Annotated in this window: 18 protein-coding genes; 6 read left to right on the top strand and 12 right to left on the bottom strand. The window is 73.5% G+C overall.

Annotation, left to right across the window (positions count from 1 at the left end; genetic code table 11):
- Nucleotides 1-9: 9 nt before the first annotated feature.
- The 6 genes from ACFY0F_RS19795 to ACFY0F_RS19770 form a co-directional block, all read right to left on the bottom strand.
- Nucleotides 10-1,314 carry an ABC transporter substrate-binding protein gene (locus ACFY0F_RS19795; protein ID WP_388795513.1) on the bottom strand — a complete coding sequence of 435 codons (1,305 nt, stop codon included), beginning with the start codon at nucleotides 1,312-1,314 and terminating at the stop codon, nucleotides 10-12.
- Nucleotides 1,311-2,318, bottom strand: a complete 1,008-nt coding sequence (locus tag ACFY0F_RS19790) for a hypothetical protein (protein ID WP_388795510.1) — start codon at nucleotides 2,316-2,318, stop codon at nucleotides 1,311-1,313. Before ACFY0F_RS19790 ends, ACFY0F_RS19795 begins: the two co-directional genes overlap by 4 nt.
- Nucleotides 2,315-3,829, bottom strand: a complete 1,515-nt coding sequence (locus ACFY0F_RS19785) for a VWA domain-containing protein (protein WP_388795507.1) — start codon at nucleotides 3,827-3,829, stop codon at nucleotides 2,315-2,317. Before ACFY0F_RS19785 ends, ACFY0F_RS19790 begins: the two co-directional genes overlap by 4 nt.
- A 68-nt stretch (nucleotides 3,830-3,897) precedes the next feature.
- Nucleotides 3,898-6,210 carry a tetratricopeptide repeat protein gene (locus ACFY0F_RS19780; protein WP_388795504.1) on the bottom strand — a complete coding sequence of 771 codons (2,313 nt, stop codon included), beginning with the start codon at nucleotides 6,208-6,210 and terminating at the stop codon, nucleotides 3,898-3,900.
- Nucleotides 6,207-8,156, bottom strand: a complete 1,950-nt coding sequence (locus ACFY0F_RS19775) for a serine protease (protein WP_388795501.1) — start codon at nucleotides 8,154-8,156, stop codon at nucleotides 6,207-6,209. The genes ACFY0F_RS19780 and ACFY0F_RS19775 overlap by 4 nt, the downstream gene beginning before the upstream one ends.
- A gap of 106 nt (nucleotides 8,157-8,262) precedes the next feature.
- The gene (locus tag ACFY0F_RS19770) at nucleotides 8,263-8,904 is read right to left on the bottom strand and encodes a phosphoribosyltransferase (protein WP_388795498.1); all 642 of its coding nucleotides are present in this window, start codon (nucleotides 8,902-8,904) and stop codon (nucleotides 8,263-8,265) included.
- A gap of 116 nt (nucleotides 8,905-9,020) precedes the next feature.
- Between ACFY0F_RS19770 and ACFY0F_RS19765 the strand changes: the two genes are divergently transcribed.
- On the top strand, nucleotides 9,021-9,461 hold the full coding sequence (locus ACFY0F_RS19765; protein WP_388796217.1) for an SRPBCC family protein: 441 nt from the start codon (nucleotides 9,021-9,023) through the stop codon (nucleotides 9,459-9,461).
- Nucleotides 9,462-9,494: 33 nt separating this feature from the next.
- Here ACFY0F_RS19765 and ACFY0F_RS19760 read toward each other — a convergent pair whose 3' ends face one another.
- The 4 genes from ACFY0F_RS19760 to ACFY0F_RS19745 all read right to left on the bottom strand — a co-directional run bounded on the left by ACFY0F_RS19760 (nucleotide 9,495) and on the right by ACFY0F_RS19745 (nucleotide 14,593).
- The gene (locus ACFY0F_RS19760; protein ID WP_388795495.1) at nucleotides 9,495-10,646 is read right to left on the bottom strand and encodes an XdhC family protein; all 1,152 of its coding nucleotides are present in this window, start codon (nucleotides 10,644-10,646) and stop codon (nucleotides 9,495-9,497) included.
- Nucleotides 10,647-10,746: 100 nt separating this feature from the next.
- The gene (locus tag ACFY0F_RS19755; RefSeq protein ID WP_388795492.1) at nucleotides 10,747-13,161 is read right to left on the bottom strand and encodes a xanthine dehydrogenase family protein molybdopterin-binding subunit; all 2,415 of its coding nucleotides are present in this window, start codon (nucleotides 13,159-13,161) and stop codon (nucleotides 10,747-10,749) included.
- Between the two features lie 5 nt (nucleotides 13,162-13,166).
- Nucleotides 13,167-13,703: a (2Fe-2S)-binding protein gene (locus ACFY0F_RS19750; RefSeq protein ID WP_388795489.1), complete on the bottom strand. Its 537-nt coding sequence runs from the start codon at nucleotides 13,701-13,703 to the stop codon at nucleotides 13,167-13,169.
- Nucleotides 13,703-14,593: an FAD binding domain-containing protein gene (locus tag ACFY0F_RS19745; protein ID WP_388795486.1), complete on the bottom strand. Its 891-nt coding sequence runs from the start codon at nucleotides 14,591-14,593 to the stop codon at nucleotides 13,703-13,705. The genes ACFY0F_RS19750 and ACFY0F_RS19745 overlap by 1 nt, the downstream gene beginning before the upstream one ends.
- A 306-nt stretch (nucleotides 14,594-14,899) precedes the next feature.
- Here ACFY0F_RS19745 and ACFY0F_RS19740 point away from each other — a divergent pair, with 306 nt between their 5' ends.
- From ACFY0F_RS19740 to ACFY0F_RS19730, 3 genes are all read left to right on the top strand, one after another.
- Nucleotides 14,900-16,573 (top strand): PucR family transcriptional regulator, encoded by a 1,674-nt coding sequence (locus ACFY0F_RS19740; RefSeq protein ID WP_388795483.1) that lies wholly within the window; start codon nucleotides 14,900-14,902, stop codon nucleotides 16,571-16,573.
- Between the two features lie 152 nt (nucleotides 16,574-16,725).
- The gene (locus ACFY0F_RS19735; protein WP_388795481.1) at nucleotides 16,726-17,493 is read left to right on the top strand and encodes a hypothetical protein; all 768 of its coding nucleotides are present in this window, start codon (nucleotides 16,726-16,728) and stop codon (nucleotides 17,491-17,493) included.
- Nucleotides 17,494-17,565: 72 nt separating this feature from the next.
- The gene (locus ACFY0F_RS19730; RefSeq protein ID WP_388795478.1) at nucleotides 17,566-18,114 is read left to right on the top strand and encodes a DUF2231 domain-containing protein; all 549 of its coding nucleotides are present in this window, start codon (nucleotides 17,566-17,568) and stop codon (nucleotides 18,112-18,114) included.
- 327 nt (nucleotides 18,115-18,441) lie between these two features.
- Here ACFY0F_RS19730 and ACFY0F_RS19725 read toward each other — a convergent pair whose 3' ends face one another.
- Entirely contained in the window at nucleotides 18,442-19,182 is a 741-nt protein-coding gene (locus ACFY0F_RS19725; RefSeq protein WP_388796214.1) for a GntR family transcriptional regulator, read from the bottom strand.
- 154 nt (nucleotides 19,183-19,336) lie between these two features.
- Between ACFY0F_RS19725 and ACFY0F_RS19720 the strand changes: the two genes are divergently transcribed.
- Together ACFY0F_RS19720 and ACFY0F_RS19715 are read left to right on the top strand one after the other, a co-directional pair.
- Entirely contained in the window at nucleotides 19,337-20,170 is an 834-nt protein-coding gene (locus ACFY0F_RS19720) for a (2Fe-2S)-binding protein (RefSeq protein ID WP_388795475.1), read from the top strand.
- Nucleotides 20,171-20,494: 324 nt separating this feature from the next.
- Entirely contained in the window at nucleotides 20,495-21,541 is a 1,047-nt protein-coding gene (locus tag ACFY0F_RS19715; protein WP_388795472.1) for a DUF2637 domain-containing protein, read from the top strand.
- 78 nt (nucleotides 21,542-21,619) lie between these two features.
- Here ACFY0F_RS19715 and ACFY0F_RS19710 read toward each other — a convergent pair whose 3' ends face one another.
- Entirely contained in the window at nucleotides 21,620-22,069 is a 450-nt protein-coding gene (locus tag ACFY0F_RS19710; protein WP_388795469.1) for an ATP-binding protein, read from the bottom strand.
- Nucleotides 22,070-22,232: the final 163 nt, after the last annotated feature.

The following is a 22,232-nucleotide window of genomic DNA, read 5'->3' as shown; positions in this document are numbered from 1 at the left end:
CTTTCCCCCTCAGGATCCGGTGGCGCACACCGACCCCAGCCAGGTCAGGTCCGACTCGCTGCTGAGCGCGACCAGGTTCCTGAGCAGGGAGTCCAGGCGGCGCGGGTCGGCCAGGAAGTCGATGGTGGCCCGGGCGAAGGCGTCGCGCACCGAGGGGGGCATGGCGTCGGAGGCGTCGAAGCAGTGCATGGCCTGCTGATCGCGCAGGGTGTGGGCGAGCGAGCGGCGCTGCTTGTCCGGGTAGTCGCTCTCCTTGACACCGGCGTGGACGGAGAACCCGGTCCCCCCGCGACTCCACTGCCGCTGTGCCTCGGCGGACGCCAGGTAGCGGATGAGCTCCCGGGACTGCGGAGTCGAGTTCAGCAGGGCGACCAGGTCACCGGAGACCTCCCAGTCGTGGGAGCCGGCCTTTCCGCCCAGCAGCGCGGAGGACGACCGGTACACGCCCTTCCTCTTCTGCCAGCCCTTCTTGGCGCCGACGAAGGAGCCCTGGTGTTCCAGACTGCACTTCCCCTCGCCGGCCAGGGCGGACGCATCGCCGTAGTCGGTCTCCAGAGCGCGCCCGACGAGGTCCGGGTCGCCTTCGGCGCGGACCATGTTCCTCCAGGCGTTCCAGGCCTTCCGCACGGGCGGGGAGGTCCAGGGGAGCGCGCCGCTCGCCCACTGGTCGTACGTCCGCGAGCCGTAACGCTGGAGGAGGATGTCCTCGATCCAGTCCGTGCCCGGCCAGCCGCTGGTGGCGCCGGAGCCCATCCCCAGACACCACTGGCCCGGCTCATGGGCGGCTCTCACGAGCTGCTTCCCGCTCGTCCCGCTGGGGTACCAGACGATGCTCTTGAGATCCGCCTTCAGCGGGAACCAGTAGACCTTGCCGCCGAACGAGGGGGTCCAGGAGGCGCCGAAGGCGTTCTTGGGTATCAGATCGCCGACGGGCTTGAGCCGGCGGTCGTGATAGTAGGAGGCGAGTTCGCCGGGACCGGTGAGGACGGCGATGTCGGGCTGGGTGCCCGCTTCCACGTCGGCGCTGAGCACCTGGCTCTCGGCGGAGCTGCCCTGGTAGTCGACGTGGATGTGATGCCGCTTCTCGAAGGGGGCGAGCACGTCCGCCTGGAACCGCCGCGCCTCGGCGCCGGTCCAGTTGGCCAGCAGGGTCACCGTCGGTTCCCTGCCGAAGTGGCGCACGGCCACGACCACGGCGACCGCGACCAGGGCCAGACAGCTCGCCACGGCGACGACGGTGCGGACCATGCGGCGGGAGGGGCCGCGCCGGCGGGCGGGGACGGCCGAGGTGCGGCCGTCGTCGGGGGCGCTCACCGGGGGACGAACCGGTAGTCGTTGAGGTGGCGTCGCAGGACCGAATCGGTCAGTGCCATGAGCACGATCCCTCCTATGAGGATCCACACGGCTGCCGCCGCACGGAAGCCGGTGTTCGCCAGGTGGTCGGCGACCTGCCGCCCCACCTCGGGGATGTCGGACCCGTGTCCCCCCGGGAGCCGGTGGCGTGTGTCCGCCATACCCTGGTGCGTCCACAGGGTGAAGAGCACCAGCGTCACGGTCCCCCCGCCGAGGAGGGCTCCGGCCGCCAGCAGGGGCCTGCTGTACCGGCGATGGAACCGGCGGCGCAGGAAGACCTGGGTCTCCAGCAGGGCGGCGGCCAGGGTGAGCACGAGCAGCAGGGCGACGCTCCAGCCGAGCCAGAGCGACCAGCCGAAGCGGGTCTGGCTGTTCACCAGGGCCAGCTGCCGCTTCTGCAGCGTCTCCAGCCGGGGCAGGATTCCGGTGTCCTTGTCGCGCAGCATGCTGCGGGCGTAGTGGAGGTATGCCCTTCGTAGCGGGCTGCCGTCGGGCTCGCCCAACGCCTTGTAGACGTTGGCGGTGTAGCCGGCGATCAGTCCGGTGACCGTGTTCAGGGTCTGCCGGCCGGACGCGCCGCCCACCACGTCGGCGGCGGCTGCTGCCAGGCTCTGCGAGGCAACCGAGATCTGCGTCTGCATCTCATCGATGGAGGGAGTGCGGGACCTGGCCTCGTCGTCGGCATTCGTGAGCGCGAAGTGTGCCGTGTCGATGGCCAGTACGGCGGGCGCGCTGTCGGTGCGCAGCGGGTCGGCGTCGCCGTGCACCCCCTCGTAGGAGAGGAACAGGGCGAGGGTGAGCGCTGCGCTGAGGCCGAGCAGCAGCCGGTGGCGCAGGGTCAGCTCGCGGGCCGTCGTGCTGCCCGCGCCGCCACCGCGGTGGCCGCCGATCCGGTCGAGGAGGCGGGACGGGGCGGCCGGAGCGGGCTGCCCCACCGTGTCGCGGGCCGGTGTCGCCGCCCTCATGCGGACTCGCCCAACGGCCTGCCGCACTTGCCGCCGCAGAACCGGGATCCGGTCGGGCCGAGCCAGCCGCAGTGCGGGCACTCCATCAGCTCACCGGCGCCGTCAGCGGCCGGTCCGGGGCCGACGGGAGGGTGTTCAGGGGCGCCCTCCGGTTCGTGCGAGGTGGTCCTGGCGCTGGAGAGGAGCTGATGCTCCCAGTCGACGCCCTTCAGTCCGTCGCGGACATGGACCTCGTGCGGGGGTTCGGCGTCCCGGTCGGCGACCCGCAGCAGCTCGTCCCGCAGCCGCGCGTCGCCGAGCCGGTCGGCGAGCGAAAGGGCCCTGGCGAGTTCCTCACCCGCCCGCGCACGGCCGTCCGCGCCCCGCCGCCAGGCCCGGTAGGCCTCGGCGACCGCCTCGTAGCACTGCCGGTAGAGCCGGTGGCGCTCCACGCCGGGGTGGGGCGCGGAGACGTCGTCGGGGTTGTCGCTCCAGTTGACCAGGATCGGCTGCGGGGCGGGCAGCCGCACGGAGGGCTTGGTGCCGGGTACGAGCAGTTCGACGGCGGCGAGCTGGAGGTCCTCGCCGAGTTCCCGGCCGGAGGGGTCCGCGGTGAGGACGACCTGGTACTGCCGCACCTCGTCGGTCCAGCCCCGGGTGACGTACTCGGTGCCGCCGGCGTCCGGCTCGGCGCCGGCGGGGCGGAGCTCCTGTTCGCTCGGCACCACCTGTTTGACCTCCCGGATCTCGGTGCCCCGGGCGGGGGTCAGCCGGATGCGCACCTCGGGGAGCGCGGTGCCGAGCACTCTGCCCATCAGCTCCTCGTACGCCGCGGGCAGCTCGGACTCCTCCCGGACCGCGGCCGCGTGTCCCTGGAGCCGGCCGGCGATGTGCAGCAGGAGCTCCGCGTCCCAGTCGTCGCCGATGCCCCAGACGTCACAGACGAACTGCTGCTCGCAGGCGCGGAGCACGGTCTCCAGCCGTTTGTGCGTCCTGCGTTCGTCGTGCTCGTTGCGTCCGTCCGTGAGCAGCAGGACGTGCTTGACGGGTGCCTGCTGCTCCTGCAGCAGCAGCCGGGCGAGGTCGAGCCAGGGGCCGATGGCCGTGCCGCCGTCCGCGTCCAGCAGCCGTACGGCGTACTCGGCGGCCGCGCGCTCCTGCGGGTCGGCGACGGCCAGCACCCCGGTGCCGCCGGGATGGACCACGGTCGCCTCGTAGCGCCCGGACAGCACCGCGAAGGCGGCGCCGTCGGGCAGCAGCCGGACGGCGGCGACCGTGGCGTCCTTGGCGGCGTGCAGTTTCGTCTCGGGGTGCAGCATCGACTTCGAGGTGTCGATGATCAGGACCTGGGCCAGGGCGGCGCCCAGCCCCTCGCGCCGGCCGGACGCGGGGACGCCGGTGCTTGTGACCCCGACCTCCAGGATGGCGTGCATCTCCGCGCGGCCGGGCGGGCCGGCCGATGCCGGCACGGTGGACAGGTGCTTGTTCTGGCCGACCTTCAGTGTCACCTCTACGGCGCCGGTCTCGCTCATCGCGGAACTCCCCCTCGGTCCACGCTCGTTCGGTACATGCTCATGCGCTGCGCGCTCGTGGCGCGCGGTCAGAAGTTGGTCATCGGACGGACGGTGTTGGCCAGGTCCAGCAGTCGGCCGTGCTCGTCCGCGGTGTGCGCCTGTCCGGCCAGCCGGCGGAAGGACTGCTCGAGCAGTTCCCGGAGCGCGTACTCGGTGCCGGACCCGAACAGCGTTCCGGCCGGGAAGTCGGGCCCCCAGCCCTGCTCCGGCCAGCAGCCGAGGACGTTCTCCCGTACCTCGGCGACCAGCCGTGCCCGGGACGCGCCGTCGCTCTCGCCGCCGTCGAGGCGGAGCAGGGGCAGCCGCCGGGCCGCGTCCCTCAGGTCGGCGACGGACGGCGGGCGGCCCCGCAGGGTGCCGGCCCGGATGCGTACGGCGGCGATCCGGGCGGTTTCGTAGTGCCGTGACGTCGAGGGGACGTCGTCGAGGACCCGTACCGCCTCGTCGCGCCGGCCGGAGGCCAGATGGCCGCGGGCCAGTCCGAACGCGGCCGGGGCGTGGCCGAAGTCCCTTTTCCACACGGCCTCGTAGAACCTCATGGCCCGGTCGGTCTGGGCCTCTCGGTTCAGCTCCTCACCGCCGGCCGCGTAGGTCTCGGCGTGCCGCTCCGCGCAGTAGCCGAGGGCCAGCTTGGGCACGTACTCGCCGGGCAGTGCCTGGAACACCGCGTCGAAGCGCTTGCCGGCCGCCTTCACGTCCGATCCGCTGAGGTGCAGGACACCGCGGTGCCAGGAGATCCGCCAGTCGTACCTGGCGTCCTGCTCGCCGAGCTGGGTCGCGGCCTCGGCGAGCCATTTCTCGGCCTTGTCCTGCCGCCCGGCGCGGAGGTAGGCGCGGCACAGCCACAGCGCGGTCTCGACGGTGCCGAGCCGGGACTCGCGCCGCCACTGCTCGGCGACCCGGTCGGGGGCGTCCGGCGGGAAGGTGTCCAGCAGCAGGGCCGCGCCGTCGCCGGGATCGGGGACGGGCTGGGGCAGGGCGCCGGCCACCTCGGCGGCGGGCGGTGCGCTGAAGGAGAGTCCGCGCGGGGGGCCGCCACCGGTGCGGTTCGTCCAGTGACCGAGCGGGGGAATGGCACCGAGACCGGCGTCGAGCACGGCGTCCGTGAGCGAGAACCGGGTGGAGCTCTCGGGCAGTTGCTCACCGAACTGCAGTGAGCGGAACTCCCTGAGTACCTCCCACAGTTGGCGGGACATCTCGGCCGCCGACTGGAATCTGGCCCGGGGTTCGCCGTGGGTGGCCCGCTCGATGATCAACCGGAAGGAGTCCGCGGCGAGGCCGGGAGCCGGCTCGGCGCTGCGGGCCAGTTCGCCCAGGGTCCTGCCCACCGTGTAGAGGTCGGTGTCGACGTGCCAGCCGCGCTTCTTGATCTCCTCGGGGGGCGGCGCGTAGTGCTTGGTGTACACGGGTCTGGAGTGGTGGTCGCCGATCGCGCGGACCGCGCCCAGGTCGACGACCTTTATCTCCCGTCCGAAGTGGACGACGTTGGAGGGCTTCATGTCGCAGTAGAGCAGCCCGCGTTCGTGCATGTACTGCAGCGCGCCGAGGATCTTGCAGCCGTAGGTGAGGACGTGGTCGAGGCGGGGGCGGCCGTTGAAGACGTGGGTGAGGTCGGCGGAGTCGAAGAGCCGTTTCAGGGAGCGGCCGGCGATGTAGTCCATGACCAGGTAGCCGCTTCGGGGGCGGTCGGGGACCTGGTGTTCGGTGTAGGTGATGAGCCGGACGATGTCGGGGTGGTGCAGCTCGGTGAGCGAGCGCTGTTCCTCGACCGCCTTGTGACGGGCCAGGGCGTCGTGGACGTTGAGGAGGCCCTTGAGCACCACGTGCATGCCCTGCGCCTGGGTGTCCGCGGCGAGGTGGACCCAGGAGAGGCCGCTGTCCGGGAGGGAGCCCAGGATCCGGTAGTGGTCGACCTCGTCGCCGGGGTTCAGTTCGGGCAGGAAGGAGTAGGGCGTGCCGCACCGCGGGCAGCGGCCGGTGAGCCGGGGCTGCTGGCCGCCGTAGCCGACGCCGACCGTCATGGTGCAGCCGTTGAAGCCGCACGGGCGGCCCTCGGTCGGTGGCAGGTGCTCCTCGGCGAGGAGTTCGTCCAGGTCCGGGACCGGGACGTCGGGCAGCACGACGAGGCCGTGCTGGTCGAGTCCGCCGGTGCCGGCCACGGCGTGGACGGGGGACGGGGTCTGGCGTGCACGGCGCTTCCCGGCCGGGGGGCGCGACGGGTCGCGGGGTTTGCCCTGTCCCCGTTCGCGGGGCGGGCTCGTGTCGCGGTGGCCGCAGGTGCCGCAGAAACCCGTGGCCATGATGCGGCCCGTGCAGCCGGGCCGGTTGCAGGTCGTCACGACGCCCCCTTCCCGCCGGCGCCGCCGGGACCGGGAGCCCCGCCCGCGCCGCGCAGGCGCCACGGTCCCCGGGCGGCGGGGGCGGCCGGGGAGACGCCTGCCGCACTCGCGCCGCCGTGCGCACCCGGGACGCCTCGACCCGGGCCCGGGTCGGCGCCGCGGTCACGGGCCGTGTCGTCGGCGTCGGCGTCGGCGTCGGCGTCGGCGAGGGCGTCGGCGGGGGCCGCCTCCCCGGGGCCGTCACCGGGGCCGCCCGGTGCCGCTTGCCCGTCCGGACGTCCGGATCCGAAGGCGACGAACGTCGCGACCGCGGCCTCGGCCTCCTCGATGTCGCAGGGGGTGCGGCGCAGCAGGCGCAAGGCGGCTTCGTAGAGCCGGTAGGCCTCCAGGTCCCGGGGGATGTCCGGCGGCCCGGGTCTCTGCCGCCACAGGGCCCAGACCCCGGCGACCCGGCCGCGCAGTTCGTCACGGCGCCTCAGGCGGGAGTCGAGGGCGTCGACGGCCTGCTCCAGGCGCCGTCTGCGGCGGCGGGCGGCCGCCTCGTAGACGAACAGGTCCTCGGCGTGCCGCGGTTCGGGGACCTGACGGGCCGCCACCTGTTCGCGCAGGACGAGGGTGCGCCGGAAGCCGTCGTCGGCCCGCGCGATCAGCTCCTGGGTGCCGGGCTGCGGCAGCACGCGGTCGAGACGCTCGTGCAGGGCCGGGCCGAGTCGGTCGGTGATCCGGTCGAGTTCGGCGCGCATCCTGCTCCAGCGCTCCGGCAACGGCCGCCGCACCAGGGTCTCCTCGGCCTGTGCCGCGAGCCCGCCCGTTTCGCGGAACACCAGCAGCAGCCGGGCCCCCTGGTCGGCGAGCCGCTCCAGCAGGCCGAGCAGCGGGGCGGGCTCGGCCGCCATGTCGACGCCCACGAGGACGGCGGCGAGCGGTGTGCGCGCCTCGGCGATCTGCTGCGGCAGACCGCCGAGCGGATCCATGGGGACACCGAGCCGTTCGGCGACGCGTTCGCAGACCTGGTCGACGGTCATGCCCTGGACGCCGAGAGCCAGGTCGTGGCTGCCGGCCGGCGGCACCGTGTCGGGCGGGTCGTCGCAGAACCGGCTGGTGTTGCGCCGGGTGCGCAGTTCACGGTCGGCCAGTGTGATGGCCCGGCCCAGGGTCCAGGCCCGGCGGCCGTCGGCCGGCACGACGGTGACGAGCACCGGCCAGCCCTCGCCGCGGAACCAGCCCGCCAGTTCGGTGGCGAACTCCACGTCCAGTTCGCCGGTGCCCTGCTTGGGGTGCAGCCCGGGGTCGACGGCGGACCGGCCGGCGGTCCAGGCGCCGACCTGCGGGAGGTGGCGGAGGATGGTCTCGGCGGGGCTCATGTACGTGAAGAGCGAGGGACGCCCCTCGTCGACGCTGAGCACGATGCCGATGACCCGGCCCGTCGCGAGGTCGACGACGCCCCCGCCGCTGAATCCGGGGCTGGCCAGTTCCCCGGGGGTGTCGGGGCGGAGCTGGACCTGACCGTCCCGGCCCCGGCCGCCGACGACGGTGCCGCCGTGCCACCGGCCGCCGTCGTCGCCCCACGGGAAGCCGTACATCCGGACGCCCTGCCGTGCGGTGGCGAGACGGTGCAGCCGGGTGGCGTCCTCGGCGGGTCTGGGTTCGGCGAGGCGGAGCAGGGCGAGGTCGCCGGCGCGGTCGCCGAAGGCGTCCGTCTCCTCCGGGATCCACTCCCGCTCACCGACGGACGCCGACACCGCTGGAACGGTGTCGGCCGCGGCCCCGACGAAGCGGACGACGTAGTGCCGTCCCGGCTTGACGACATGGGCGCAGGTGAGCACCCGGTCGGGGCTCAGCAGCACCCCCGCGCCCAGAACGTGTCCCTCCGCGTCGTGGATGCGGGCGATCCACCGCGGTGTGCGTAAGTCCAGTTCGACGGCTCGCTCCCCCGTGCCTGCCATGTCTTGTGAGGTTACTCCCGATGACTCTCAGGTACCACTGATGTGCGCAGAGTCCCGGCAGACGGGGGTGACGGCGGAGCACGCCGGACGGCGGCAGACCGGCGAGTCAGTGCGCGTGCAGGGCGTCGAGCACCTCGGCGTCGGTCATCTGCCCGAAGTCGTCGTACCACTGGCCGACGGCGGTGAAGGAAGCCGGCCGGTGCACGCAGACCACGTCGTCGGCCTCCTCGCGCAGCAGGTCCAGCGAGGCGGGGGCGCCGACGGGCACGGCCAGGACGAGGCGGGCGGGCGCCCGGCGGCGTACGTGCCGCAGGGCGGCGCGTGCGGTGGAGCCGGTGGCCAGCCCGTCGTCGACGACGATCACGGTGCGTCCGGTGAGGTCGGGCGGCGGACGGCCCTGCCGGTAGCGCCGCTCGCGGCGGCGCAGTTCGGCGCGTTCGCGCGCCACCACCGGGGCGAGCGCCGACTCGCTCAGGCCGAGCCGCCGCACGGTCTCCTCGTCGAGGAGCGGCGGGTCGTCCCCGGCGATCGCGCCGACGCCGAACTCCTCGTGGAAGGGGGCGCCTATCTTGCGTACGACGAGTACGTCGAGGGGGGCGTCCAGCGCCCGCGCGACCTCCTCGGCCACCGCGACGCCACCGCGGGGCAGGGCCAGGACGACGGGGTCCGGCAGGGTGCCCTGCTCCTGTTCGACGCGCAGCCGTGCGGCCAGTTCCCGTCCGGCCTGTCTGCGGTCCTGGAAGCGCATCGGTCTTCCTCTCCGGCGGGGCTGGGTCTTCTCCTTCCATGGTGGCCACACATCACCGCAAACGGGACACACGCGGCGTACCGGCCGTGGAGTCGGCGGTTCTCTACGATCGTGCCGTGGTCACCTTCCTGCTCGAACGCACGGCACCGCTTCCCGCCGACGAGGCGTGGCGCCGGCTCACCCGGTGGTCGCGGCACGGCGACGCCGTCCCCCTGACCCGGATCAGCGTGGTCACGGATCCGCCGACCCGTGAGGGCACGCTGGTGGTGGCGCGTTCCGGGGTCGGACCGCTCGCCTTCGACGACCCCATGGAGGTCACCGTCTGGCGCCCGCCGCGGGACGGCGAGCCCGGTCTGTGCCGCCTGGTCAAACGGGGCCGCGTGGTGCTGGGCTGGGCCGAACTGGAGGTGCACCCGGGCCCCGGCGGCCGTACGCGCGTCCTGTGGCGGGAGGAACTGCGGGTACGCGGACTGCCCGCCGCCTTCGACCGGCCCCTGGCCGCGGCGTCCCGCGCGGTGTTCGGACGGGCGATGAACGCGCTGCTGCGCAGTCCGTGAGGGCTCCCGTCGGGTGCCGGAGCCCGCGCGGTTCTACGCGACCGATCCGATCCGTCCCGTCGGTGCCGGCGTGGTGTCGTGGTGGATCGGTGTGTGCGCGCCGGTCAGCGGTACGCCGGTGCCGCCGCGCCGGTGCGCGACGATCTCCGCGGCGATGGACAGGGCGGTCTCCTCGGGCGTACGGGCGCCGAGGTCGAGCCCGATCGGTGAGTGCAGACGGGCCAGTTCCAGTTCGGTGACACCGACCTCGCGCAGGCGCTCGTTGCGGTCGAGGTGGGTCCGGCGGGAGCCCATCGCGCCGACGTAGGCCACGGGCAGACGCAGCGCCAGCTTCAGCAGCGGTACGTCGAACTTCGCGTCGTGGGTCAGCACGCACAGGACGGTACGGCGGTCGACGTGCGTGCGCTCCAGGTACTGGTGGGGCCACTCCACCACGATCTCGTCCGCCTCGGGGAAGCGGGCCCGGGTGGCGAAGACGGGACGGGCGTCGCACACGGTCACGTGGTGGTTCAGGAACTTGCCGACGCGGACCAGCGCGGACGCGAAGTCGATCGCGCCGAAGACGATCATCCGGGGCGGCGGGACCGACGACTCGACCAGGACCGTCAGCGGGGCCCCGCAGCGGGAGCCCTGCTCGCCGATCTCCAGGGTGCCGGTACGGCCGGCGTCCAGGAGGGCCGTCGCCTCGGCGGCCACCGTGCGGTCCAGCTCGGGGTGCCCGCCGAAACCGCCCTCGCGGGAGCCGTCGGCGCGCACCAGCAGCGCCCTTCCGAGGAGTGCGGCCGGGCCCTGGACGATCCGCGCCACCGCCACCGCCTCCCCTCGCGCGGCGGCGGCCAGCGCGGCCGCGGCCACCGCACGGACGGGGTCCCCCGCCCGCACCGGCGTGACCAGGATGTCGATGACGCCGCCGCAGGTCAGGCCGACGGCGAAGGCGTCCTCGTCGCTGTACCCGAAGCGCTCCCGCACGGGTTCGCCGTCCTCGAGGGCCTGCCGGCACAGGTCGTACACGGCGCCCTCCACACAGCCGCCGGAGACCGAGCCGATCGCCGTGCCGTCGGAGTCCACCGCGAGGGCGGCGCCGGGCCGGCGCGGTGCGCTTCCGCCGACCGCCACCACGGTGGCGACGGCGAAGTCACGGCCCTGCGCGACCCACCGGTGCAGTTCCTCGGCGATGTCCAGCATCTGTCGGTTCTCCTCGATCGCGACGGCTCTCCATCAGGTGGGAGGGTGAAACGGCCCGGGAAGATGCCTCAGCACACTCACCTGCTCGACTCTCGTCGGATCATGTACCCGTGAGATGTTCCGGACGGACCGGCGTCCGGTTCAGCTCCAGCCCCGTCGCGTCGCGGATCGCCGCGAGGACGGCCGGGGTCGACGACAGGGTGGGGGCCTCGCCGACGCCGCGCAGCCCGTACGGGGCGTGGTGGTCGGCGAGTTCGAGGACGTCGACCGGGATGGCCGGCGTGTCCAGGATGGTCGGGATCAGATAGTCCGTGAAGGACGGGTTCCTGACCTTCGCCGTCTTCGGATCGACGATGATCTCCTCCATCACCGCCACGCCCAGCCCCTGGGTGGTGCCGCCCTGGATCTGGCCGGTGACCGACAGGGGGTTGAGCGCCTTGCCGACGTCCTGGGCGCAGGCCAGTTCGACGACCTTCACCAGGCCGAGCTCGGTGTCGACCTCGACGACGGCCCGGTGCGCGGCGAAGGAGTACTGGACGTGGCCGTTGCCCTGGCCGGTGCGCAGGTCGAAGGGCTCGGTCGGGCGGTGCCGCCACTCGGCCTCGACCTCGACGACCTCGCCTTCCAGCACGTCCGCCAGGTCGGCGAGGACCTCCCCCGCGTCGGTGACGACCTTGCCGCCCTCCAGGAGCAGCTCGGCGGTGGCCCAGGCGGGGTGGTGCGCACCGAACCTGCGGCGGCCGAGGTCCAGGACTCTCTCGCGCACGAGCGCGCAGGAGTTCCTGACGGCGCCGCCCGTGACGTAGGTCTGGCGTGAGGCGGAGGTGGAACCGGCGCTGCCCACCCGGGTGTCCGCCGGGTGGATGGTGACCTGGGCGACGCCCAGCTCGGTCCGGGCGATCTGCGCGTGCACGGTGACGCCGCCCTGGCCGACCTCCGCCATCGCCGTGTGCACGGTGGCGACGGGTTCCCCCGCGACGACCTCCAGACGGACCCGGGCGGTGGAGTAGTCGTCGAAGCCCTCGGAGAAGCCCACGTTCTTGATGCCGACCGCGTAGCCCACACCTCGTACGACGCCTTCGCCGTGCGTGGTGTTGGACAGACCGCCGGGCAGCTGCCGTACGTCCGCGCCCTCGCTGCTCTCCCACTGGCGCTCCGGCGGCATGGGCATCGCCTTGACCCGGCGCAGGAGTTCGGCGACGGGAGCGGGCGAGTCCACCGGCTGGCCCGTCGGCATGATCGTGCCCTGCTCCATGGCGTTCAGCCGGCGCAGCTCCACCGGGTCCATGCCGAGCCTCCTCGCCAGCTTGTCCATCTGCGCCTCGTACGCGAAACACGCCTGGACGGCGCCGAAGCCGCGCATGGCCCCGCAGGGCGGGTTGTTGGTGTAGAGGGCGAGGGCCTCGACGGCGACGTCGTCGACCCGGTACGGGCCGACGCCGAGGGAGGCGGCGTTGCCGACCACGGCCGGGGAGGAGGAGGCGTACGCGCCGCCGTCGAGGACGATCCGGGCCTTGACGTGCGTCAGCCTGCCGTCCTTCGTGGCGCCGTGCTCGTAGTACAGCTTCGCCGGATGGCGGTGGACGTGCCCGAAGAAGGACTCGAAGCGGTTGTAGACGATCTTGACCGGTTTGCCGGTGCGCAGGGCCAGCAGGCAGGCGTGGATCTGCATCGACAGGTCCTCGCGGCCGCCGAAGGCACCGCCGACGCCCGCCAGGGTCATCCGGACCTTGTCCTCGGGCAGACCGAGGACGGGTGCGATCTGGCGGAGGTCGGCGTGCAGCCACTGGGTGGCGACGTAGAGGTGGACGCCGCCGTCCTCCTCGGGTACGGCCAGACCGGACTCCGGGCCGAGGAAGGCCTGGTCCTGCATGCCGAAGTGGTACTCGCCCGTCACGATCACATCGGCCCGCTTCGCGGCCTCGTCGGCGTCGCCGCGGACGATGGGCTGGCGGTGCACGATGTTGGGGTGCGGGACGTGGCCGCAGATGGGGGTCCCCCCGGTCGAACGAAGTTGAGACTGGGGGAGGTCCGTGCGCTGCTCGTGGACGAGGACGGCGTCCGGTGCGGTCGCCGATGCCTCGTCGGTGATCACCGGCAGTTCGCGATACTCCACCCTGATCTTCGCGGCGGCGCGGCGCGCGGTCTCCGGGTGGTCGGCGGCGACGATCGCGACCGGCTCGCCGTGGTGGCGGACCTTGCCGTGCGCGAGGACCGGGGTGTCCTGGATCTCCAGGCCGTAGTTCCGTACGCCGGTCGGCAGGTCGTCGTAGGTCATGACGGCGTACACGCCCGGCGTGGCCAGGGCCTCGGCCGTGTCGATGGAGACGATCTCGGCGTGGGCGACGGTGGAGCGCAGGAGCTGGCCCCAGAGCATGTCCTCGTGCCACAGGTCGGACGAGTACGCGAACTCGCCGGTGACCTTGAGGGTGCCGTCGGGGCGGAGCGTGGACTCGCCGACACCGCCCTTGGTCCGCGCGTCCTGGGTGATCCCGGTGGGAGCGCCGTTGGGCATCGGGGTCAGACCGCCTCTCCCTGCCGGGCGGCCGCCAGGCGGACCGCGTCCATGATCTTCTCGTAGCCGGTGCAGCGGCACAGGTTCCCCGAGAGGGCCTCGCGGATGTCCTCGTCCGTCGGGTCCGGGTTGCGCTCCAGCATCTCGTCGGCGGCGACCAGCAGGCCCGGGGTGCAGAAGCCGCACTGAACGGCGCCGGCGTCGATGAAGGCCTGCTGGATGGGGGCGAGCCGGGGGCCCTCGCCGGTCCGGGAATCGGTGCCCGCCGCCCGCGGCGTACCGCAGGACCGCTGCTCGGCGTGGTCCGCCAGCCCCTCGACCGTCACGACCTCACGGCCCTCCACCTGCCCCGCCGCGACCAGGCAGGAACACACCGGCACGCCGTCCAGGCGGACCGTGCAGGAGCCGCACTCGCCCTGCTCGCAGGCGTTCTTCGAACCGGGGAGGCCGAGGCGTTCCCTGAGCACGTACAGCAGGGACTCGCCCTCCCACACGTCGTCGGCCCGGTGCGGTCGTCCGTTGACCGTGAATTCGACGCGCATCAGGCCGCTCCCTCCGTGTCACGGCGGGCGCCGCGGTACGACTCCCAGGTCCAGGTCAGCGTGCGCCGGGCCATGACGCCGACCGCGTGACGGCGGTAGCTCGCGGTGCCCCGGACGTCGTCGATCGGGTTGCAGGCGGCGGAGCACAGGTCCGCGAACCGCTTGGCGACCGACGGGGTGATGATCCTGCCGTTGTCCCAGAAGCCGCCCTCCTCGAGCGCCGCGTTCAGGAAGTCCTCGGCGGTCTTCGCCCGTACGGGGGTCGGGGCGGCGGAGCCGATGCCGGTGCGCACGGTGCGCGTCGCGGGGTGCAGTGCCAGGCCGAAGGCGCAGACCGCGATGACCATGGCGTTGCGGGTGCCCACCTTCGAGTACTGCTGCGGGCCGTCGGCCTTCTTGATGTGCACCGCGCGGATCAGCTCGTCGGACGCCAGGGCGTTGCGCTTCACACCGGTGTAGAACTCGTCGATCGGGATCAGCCGGGAGCCGCGCACCGACTCGGCCTCGACCCGCGCGCCCGCCGCGAGCAGCGCGGGGTGGGCGTCACCGGCCGGGGAGGCGGTGCCCAGGTTGCCGCCGACGCCGCCGCGGTTGCGGATCTGCGGGGAGGCGACCGTGTGCGAGGCGAGCGCCAGGCCCGGCAGTTCGGCCCGCAGGTCCTCCATGATCCGGGTGTAGGGGACCGAGGCGCCCAGTCGCACACTGTCCTCGCCGACCTCCCATTCGTAGAGGTCGGTGACACGGTTCAGGTCGAGGAGGTACTCGGGTCGGCGGTGGTCGAAGTTGATCTCGACCATCACGTCGGTGCCCCCCGCGATGGGCACGGCGGTGGGGTGCTCGGCCTTCGCGGCGAGCGCCTCCTCCCAGCTTGCGGGGCGAAGGAAGTCCATGACCGGCTCTCTTCCTCGTCTCGGGTCTACGGTTCGAGCCAGATCGGGTGCGGCGGGCCCGGCTCGCACTTGAGCTGTTCACGCTGGACGGAGCCAGTACACCGCGCTGTGCTCCGACGGGGTCAGTCACGGAAACCATGAAGGAGTTCGCTGGCCAGAGCGATCGTCTTGTAGATTCGTATGAACCGAGGTCATCGGCAACCTCTGCGTCTTCCCGTGGAAACATCACCGGGCCCGAACCCCACGAGTCCCACGAGACCCTCCAGAATTCATCGTAGTTTTCGAGACACAGAACGGCGGACGAGAATGCGGCTGCGCGCACTGCTGGACACCGACGCGCTGGGCCTGCGGCTGCTCGGCGGCGAGGACGAGCTGGACCGCGCCGTCCGGGGCGTGATGACCACCGACCTGCGGGACCCCAGCCGCTACCTCTCCGGCGGTGAGCTGGTGCTGACGGGGCTGGCCTGGCGCCGGGACGCCGCGGACTCCGAGCCTTTCGTACGGATCCTGGTGCAGGCCGGCGTGGCCGCCCTCGCCGCCGGTGAGGCCGAGCTCGGGGACGTCCCGGACGACCTGGTCGTGGCCTGCGCCCGGCACCGGCTGCCGCTGTTCGCGGTGCACGAGTCGGTGGCGTTCGCGACGATCACCGAGCACGTCGTGCGGCAGGTCTCCGGCGAGCGCGCCGGCGACCTCGCGGCCGTGGTGGACCGGCACCGCCGGATGATGACGTCCGGCCCGGCCGGCGGCGGCCCGGACGTCGTCCTGGACCTGCTCGGCTCGGACCTGGACCTGCGCGCCTGGGTGCTGTCGCCGACCGGCCGCCTCATCGCGGGCCCCAAGGCCCCCGGCCCGGCGCTGCCCGCGGAGGTGTGCGCCCGGCTCGCCGCCGAACACCTCGCCGCCCAGCGCACCGGCCGCCGCGGACCGCACCGGACCGCGCTGGGCCAGACGACGTACTCCCTCTTCCCGATCCGCAGCGGCGGCCGCTCCCCGCAGGCCGCCCGGGACGTACGCGAGACGGTGCTGTCGGACTGGCTCCTTGCCGTCGAGGCCGACGCCGGTGACTGGCCCGGGGAGCGCCTGGACCTGCTGCAGGGCGTCACGCAGCTGATCGCGGTGGAGCGGGACCGGCGGGACGCGGCGCGCACGGTCCGGCGGCGGCTCGCGCAGGAGGTCCTGGAGCTGGTGCAGACGGGTGCGCCGCCCGCCGAGATCGCGGCCCGGCTGCGGGTCGCGGCGCCGGTGCTGCTGCCGGGCCTCGGCGCCGCCCCGCACTGGCAGGTGGTGGTGGCCCGCGCCGAGTGGGACGGCGGGGAGGTCGACGGCGGGAAGGTGGCCCAGTCGCTGCTGGAGGAGATCCTGGTGGATCCCCGCACGACCGGGCCCGAGCCCTCCGACCGGATCGCCGTCGCGCACACCGGTGACGAGGCGGTCGCGCTGGTGCCGCTGCCGGCCGTGCCCGTCGAGCACGACGGCTCGGCGGCCGGGGTCCTCGCCGAGGCGCTCCTGGAGTCCGTACGGCAGCCGCTGTCGGCCGGGCTCGACGACGACGGGCGGGTCACCCTCGGCGTCAGCGCGGCCGTGCACTCGGCGGAGGGACTGCGCGGGGCGCTGGAGGAGGCCCGCCACGCACGGCGGGTCGCGGCGGCCCGCCCGGGCCGGGTGTGCGCGGCGGGCCACCAGGAGCTGGCCTCGCACGTGCTGCTGCTCCCCTTCGTCCCGGACGACGTGCGCCGGGCGTTCACCGCGCGGCTCCTGGACCCCCTCAGGGACTACGACCGCCGGCACCGGGCCGAGCTGATACCGACGCTGGAGGCGTTCCTCGACTGCGACGGCTCCTGGACCCGCTGCGCCACCCGGCTGCACCTGCACGTCAACACGCTGCGCTACCGGGTCGGCCGGATCGAGCAGTTGACGGGGCGTGACCTGTCCCGGCTGGAGGACAAGCTCGACTTCTTCCTGGCGCTGCGGATGAGCTGAGCGCGGCAAGTGATCCCGGAGCAGATCACTCCCGTCACTTTGTGAAAACTTTCACCCAGCCCCTTGGCCCGGCCGTCGATCGGTGCTGGAATGCGGCCACCACTCAGAAGCTCGATGGCGTGCTCGAGGAGGGCAACGTGGCGCACTCCGCCATGTCTGGGAACGGAACGACCGCCGGTGACGATCCTCTCCAGACCGCGGTATGGCGGTTGCGCTCGCGGGCCTGCTGGGCCGACGCGGCGGCCCTGCTCCGGCCGGACACCGCCACCGCCGCGCTGCAGCGCGCCGGGCTGCTCGTGGAACGGTGCCTGTACACCGAGCGGGGGTGGGAGGAGGCGGAGGACGCGCTGCGCACCGCCGAGGCGCTGGCCCGGGACGACGAGGCGCGGGGGGCCGCCGCCTGCGAGCGGGGGCAGCTCGCCTACGCGGCCACCCTGCACGGGGTGCGCGACCGGGCCGACGAGGCGCGGGCCGCGCTCGGCCGGGCCGCCGCGCTGATCCCGCCGGACGGTGCCGGCCGGGCCCTGCTGGACTTCCGGCGCGGGCTGATCGCCGAGAACCTGGCCCGTTCACCGCAGGCGGCCCGCGCCGCCTACCGCCGGGCCCACGCCGGCGCCGCCGCGCACTCCGATCCGCTGCTGCTGTCCTTCACCTGGCGGCATCTGGCGGGACTCGCCCTGCGGGACGGCGAGTTGGCGGAGGCCCGGCACGGTTTCGCCGAGTCGCTGCGCATCCGCGAGGAACTCGGCTACCTGGTGGGTACGGCCCCCGCGCTGGCGTCCCTGGCGGACACGGAGACCGAGCCGGAGGCGTCCCGCCTGCGTGAGGAGGCCCGCCGTCTGTTCCGCCTGCTCGGCGGCGTGCCCACGTGGCTGGCCCGGCAGCTGGCGCCGCCCACGCCGGGGGTGGCCACCGCCTGAGGGGAGACTCAGAGCCACCTGAGAGGTTGCTGTGCCAGGCTGGCGCGCCCGAGCCCCGGAGGGAACGCCTCGATGAATCTCATCAACGGACTGCCCGCGCACGTCCTCCTCGTCCATGTCGTGGTCGTACTGGTGCCGCTGACCGCGCTGGCCCTGGTGGCCAGTGCGCTGTGGCCGCCGGCCGCCCGCAGACTGGGCGTGCTGCTGCCGCTGCTCGCCTTCGTGTCGCTGGCCAGTGTGCCGCTGACCACGCACGCCGGGGAATGGCTCGAGGCGCATGTCGAGAGCAACGCGCTGGTGCGGCGGCACACCGAACTGGGCGACGGGCTGCTGCCCTGGGCCCTCGGACTGTTCGTGCTGGCGGCGGTGGTGTGGTGGACGGGCCGGCGGGCCGGTGCGGGGTCGCCCGGCGCTGCGTCGGCCGGTGTCGTGGAGGGCGACGGTGCGGGGACCGCCACCCGGTGGGCGGCCGCGCCGGTGCGGATCGTCGTGGCGGTGCTGTCGCTGGCCGTGGCCGTGGGCGCCGTGGTCGACGTCTACCGCATCGGTGACTCCGGTGCGAAGGCCGCGTGGCACGACGGCTTCTCCAAGAGCGCGAGCCGCTCGGGGGACGGGGACTGACGGGGGGCCGGCGGGGTTTTTCGGCCCCCTCCGCCCCTACCCTTTCCCGTCCCAGGGGCTCCGCCCCTCCAGCCCCGCCAGGGGGCTGCGCCCCCTGGGCCCCCCGCGGGGCTCCGCCCCTGCACCCCTCCGGGGCTCCGCCCCGTACCCCGCCAGGGCTCCACCCCACACACCGCCAGGGATTCGCCCCGTACCCGCGCCGGGGGTTCGCCCCGGGACTCGTCGGTCTGGACGGTGTCGTTCTCGGAACTTTCCCGGGGGCCGAGACCGGCCGACGTGGGGCGGGCCGGTGGGCGGCCCTGCCTGACGAAGGGGTGGCCGCGGCCCTCAGACCGCGCCCGCGAAGTGCTCCCCCACCAGGGCCCGTACCGTCGCCAGGTCCTCGGCGATCAGCGCGTCGAGCAGGGCCGTGTGTTCGGCCGCGTCCGCGACGAGATCGGCTCGGCCCTGGCGGACGGGGCCGCCGACGAGGGGCCACTGCGCCCGCCGGTGCAGGTCCTCCGCGATCTGTACGAGCTGCTCGTTCCCGGACAGGCCCAGCACCGCGCGGTGGAAGGCCCGGTCGGACTCGGCGTACGTCGCCGGGCACCCCGAGGTCGCCGCACGGGCCGTCTCCTCGGCCAGCGGCCTGAGCTCGGCCCAGCGCTCCGCGGGCACCGTGCGGGCGAGCCGCATCATCACCGGCACCTCGATCAGCGCCCGCACCTCGGCCAGTTCGGCCAGCTCCCGCGCGCCCCGCACCGCCACCCGGAAACCCCGGTTGGGCACGACCTCCACCGCGCCCTCCAGGGTGAGCTGCTGCATGGCCTCCCGTACGGGCGTCGCCGAGACCCCGAACCGCTCTCCGAGCGCCGGTGCGGAGTACACCTCGCCGGGCTTGAGGTCCCCCGCCACCAGCGCGTGGCGCAGGGCGTCGAGGATCTGGCCGCGCACCGAGGACCGCTGCACCGCCGAGCGGGACTCCCGTCGCCGGTCCACGTCCTGCGCCCGGGTCTGCCGCGGCACGCGGGCCCCGTCCCGGAGGTCCGGTACACCCGTGTCGCCGGAGCCCTGCGCGCCCTGCTTCACGGGGTCCTCCTCCGGCTTGTCGGCACTTGGGGTCATTACGACGGGTTGTTACTCGTCCGTCAAGCACCTTAGGCGCACAGGGCGGCAGTTCAAACTTCCCCACCAGCCAGTAAGGTTAGGCTTGCCTCGCCCGTCCCCGAATCGGTGGTGTCCCATGCCCGTCCCGGCCTCGCCCCTCTCCGCCGCCTACGCCCGCCTCGCCGAGGTGTACCCGGGCCTGAGCGTCACGGAACTGGGCCCCGGGGAGCCCGCCCCGCGCGGCGGCGACTGGATCCGGGCCGCCTCGCTCACGGACGACGGGGCGGACCTCGCGGCCTTCCTGGCCTGGGACGAGGCACAGGTGCTGCGGGACTACGGACAGCGGGCCCGGCCCGACGTCGTGGCGAGCTTCGGGCTGCACCGCTACGCCTGGCCCGCCTGCCTGCTGATCACCGTGCCGTGGTTCCTGAACCGGCGGGTGCCCCGGCTGCCCGTGACCCACGTCTCGTACGACCGCACCGCCGGCCGCATGGCCGTCCGTCCCGCCTCCTTCGCCTGCCTCCCCGGCGATCCGGCGGCGGCTTCGTCCGCGGCGGTCGTGGTGCCGGACGAGGAGGCGCTGCGGACCGAGGTGCGGGCGGCGGCGGCCGAGCACCTGGAGCCCGTGCTCGCCGGGTTCGGACCGCGGATGCGGCGGCGCGGGCGGGCGCTGTGGGGCATGGCGACCGACGAGCTGGTCGAGGGGCTGTGGTACGTCGCCCACCTGCTCGGTGAGGAGGAGCGGGCCGTGCGGGAGCTGGAACTGCTGCTGCCGGGCGCCACCAGGCCGTACGTCGGCTCCGCCGCCTTCCGCACCCTCACCGGCCCGGACGGCGAACCCCTGCCCACCCGGGACCGGGCGAGCTGCTGCATGTTCTACACCCTGCGCCCCGAGGACACCTGCGCCACCTGCCCGCGCACCAGCGACAGCGCCCGCGTCGCCAAGCCGACCTCGGCCGCCGCCGCTTGAGGCACCCTCAGGGCGGGGCCGGCATGCCGGTCCACTAGGATCACCGCGGTCGGAGCACCCACAGGGATCCGCCGCACCTCCCGCCGACGGACAGGTGATTCACAAAGTCCTCACCCGTCACGGGAACTTTCCGCGGCACCATCCGCACGGGTACTCTTATTCGAACGCAACTCCCGCCCCTCAAGCGGCAGTTCGAGCAGAACGCTGCCCTGCGCATCCCCTTGCACCTCCTTGGCGGCCTCTTGCCCCGAAACCCCCTGAGGGCCGGTGGGGTTGGGCCACTATGGCGGGCGTTACGCCCTATCCCAATGCAAGGGACCCCAGATGAGACTGACCGACATATCGCTGAACTGGCTGCTACCCGGCGCCGTACTGCTCCTGGGCATGCTGGCGGCGGTGGCGGTGCTCGCGCGCGGCAAGCGCTCCTCCGGGGAGAACGCGAGCGCGGACGACTCGTGGGAGCGCAGCGAGGAGCGCCGCAGACGCAAGGAAGCCATATACGGCACGGCCTCCTACGTGCTTCTGTTCTGCTGTGCGGCGGTCGCCGCCGCCCTCTCCTTCCACGGCCTGGTCGGCTTCGGCCAGCAGAACCTCGGTCTGACCGGCGGCTGGGAGTACCTGGTCCCGTTCGGGCTGGACGGCGCGGCGATGTTCTGCTCCGTGCTCGCGGTGCGCGAGGCCAGCCACGGTGACGCGGCACTCGGCTCCCGCATCCTCGTATGGACGTTCGCCGGCGCCGCCGCGTGGTTCAACTGGGTGCACGCCCCGAGGGGCGTCGGTCACGCGGGCGCCCCGCAGTTCTTCTCCGGTATGTCGCTGTCGGCGGCGGTGCTCTTCGACCGCGCCCTGAAGCAGACCCGCCGGGCCGCGCTGCGCGAGCAGGGTCTGGTGCCGCGTCCACTGCCGCAGATCCGTGTCGTCCGCTGGATGCGGGCCCCCCGCGAGACCTACAAGGCCTGGTCGCTGATGCTCCTGGAGGGCGTGCGCAGCCTGGACGAGGCGGTCGAGGAGGTGCGCGAGGACAAGCGCCAGAAGGAGGAGACGCGCCGTCGCCGTCGCGACCAGCAGCGGGTCGAGCGCGCCCAGCTCAAGGCGATCAGCCGCGGCCACCGGGGCTTCGCCGGCCGCGGGGGCGGCCGCCAGGCGGAGGCCCAGGCCACGCTGGAGCGCGTCTCCGACCAGGTCACCGCGGAGCCTGCCATATCCACGCCGGAGCCGCTGCCCGTACGCTCACGGCCGTCCCTTCAGCCGGCCCGCACCGGGGCTGAACCCCTGACGGTCGACCTGACCGCCGAGGACGACACCATGGCCCTGCCGCGCCTCGACTCCCTGGAGCGAAAGCTCAAGGACCTCGAGCAGCAGTTCGGCTAGCCACCGGGAGCCGGACGACCGGGGCGGGGGCGTGACCTTCAGGGTCACGCCCCCGCCCCGTTCATGACCCGGTGCCGTTCACGCGGCCTCCGCGTCGAGTTCGAACCACACCGCCTTGCCCACCCCGTGGGCCCGTACGCCCCACGCGTCCGCGAGGGACTGCACCAGGAGCAGGCCCCGGCCATGCGTGCCGTCGTCGGCGTCCGGCATGCACAGGCGGGGCCTGCGGGCGACGAAGTCCCGTACCTCCACGCGTAATCCGTGCGGTCCGACGACGGCCGTCAGTACGGCCTCGTGGTCGGTGTGCACGAGCGCGTTGGTGACGAGTTCGCTGGTGAGCAGTTCGGCTATCTCGGAGCGCCCCGGCTTTCCCCACTGCGTGAGGAGTTCGCGCAGCGCCCTGCGGGCCTCGGGTACCGCCCGCAGGTCCGCCCGTCCCAGTCTCCGCCTCAGTTGGGGCGGTCGCGTCCGTTCCGTGTCGTCGGCATCTTCCCCCGCCTGCCTCGCGGAGGGGGCCCCGATGGTCATGGGACCGCCTCCTCGTGCCTGCCTCTTCATGTCCCCCGCCCGCACGCCGTTGCCGTTGCCCCTCCTGGTCGAACACGTTCACGGGGATCCATGCCCCATGAGCCGGTGGCCAGTCATGTCGTGTCCCTGATGACCAACGGTTCGGCCACGGGTCCACCGCGGC

Origin of the sequence: Streptomyces sp. NPDC001544 (assembly GCF_042894285.1) — a bacterium.
Classification (GTDB): Bacteria; Actinomycetota; Actinomycetes; order Streptomycetales; family Streptomycetaceae; genus Streptomyces.
The sequence above is the reverse complement of the archived record's forward strand: the minus strand, read 5'-3'. Positions and strand labels throughout refer to the sequence as shown.